At 64.8% G+C, this 1,352-nt stretch carries 1 protein-coding gene; it reads right to left on the bottom strand.

The features are described 5' to 3' along the window. The coding region (locus HH303_RS19900; protein WP_227421972.1) for a T1SS-143 repeat domain-containing protein at positions 1–1,352 on the bottom strand (1,352 nt) is incomplete at both ends.

Below are 1,352 nucleotides of genomic sequence, written 5' to 3'. Positions count from 1 at the left end.
GCGACCGGGACGTCATCGACGATGTCGACCCCGAAGCTCTGCGTGATCTGTGCGTCGGCAAGGCCGTCGATCACATCCTGGTCGAAGTCCTTCTCCGCCAGCGCTTCCGCATCCGGCGTCCCGATGATGTCGAAGGTCAGGCCTTCCACATTCTCGCCGTTCGCCGTCTCGTGATCCAGGCTGTCCTGCAGCGTGAACGTGTAGCTGCCCGTCGCCGCGTCGATCGACACCGTGAACACCGGGCGCTCATTCGTGCCGCCCGCATCCGCCGTCGCCGTCAGAACACCGTCCTGCTGCGTGAACGTGATCGCATCCCCGTTCGACGTCAGATCCGTCGGCAGGCTCGTCAGATCGAAGCTGTATTCCAGATCCGACGCCGTCAGACCCGTCGGCGCGTTCGCATCCGCCGCGCCGTCCGCGCCGTAGTCGATGCTGATCAGGTCGCCCGTGCCCAGACCCAGGCCGCCCGTCGCCGACAGGCTGTCCGATCCGTCCGTCCCGTCGCCAAGATCGTCTTCATCGACAGACACACCGTCCGCCGTGCCGACCGCATCCTGGTTCACCGTCGCAACCGGAACGTCGTCAACCACAGACACCGTGAAGCCCTGCGTCACTTCCGCTTCCGCAAGACCCTCGATCACGTCCGCGTCGTAATCCGTCGACGCCAACGCCGCCGCGCTCGGCACGCCCGTCACCGTGAACGACAGGTCGAGCGCGTTCTCGTCCGCACCGTCCGCGTGGTCCAGGCTGTCCTTCAGTTCGAACGTATAACCGCCGTTCCCGTCCAGCGTCACCGTGAACACTTCACGGCCACCCGCCGTCGCCGTCAGCGTATCCGTACCTTCGTCGTAGCTGTAGGTAACCGCCTCGCCCTGCGACGTCAGACCCGCAGGCCCTTCGATCGTGTAATCCAGATCCGCCGCCGTCAGACCCGTCGGCGCACCCGCCGCGGGGCCGTCCGCGCCATAGTCGATCGTGATCAGATCGCCCGTGCCGAGACCCAGATTACCCGACGCCGTCAGGCCGTCCGACCCGTCCGTCCCGTCGCCAAGATCGTCTTCGTCGATCGAGACAGACTCCGCCTGTTGTACCCCGGACAGGTCCACCACGGCCTCCGGAACGTCGTCCGTCACATCGACCGCAAAGGTCTGCGTGATCTGCGCTCCCGACAGACCGTCGATCACATCCTGATCGAAGTCCATCCGTGACAGCGCTTCCGCATCCGGCGTCCCGACAAGACCGAAGCTCAGCGTATCCACATTCTCGCCGTTCGCATCGACATGGTCGATCGAGTCCTTCAGCTCAAACGTATACGTCCCGTCTTCGTTCAGCGTCACCGTGAACACTTCGCG

Origin of the sequence: Pacificispira spongiicola, from assembly GCF_012926505.1 — a bacterium.
GTDB classification, from domain to species: Bacteria; Pseudomonadota; Alphaproteobacteria; order UBA8366; family Aestuariispiraceae; genus Pacificispira; species Pacificispira spongiicola.
This window is presented reverse-complemented; position numbering and strand designations above follow the sequence as displayed.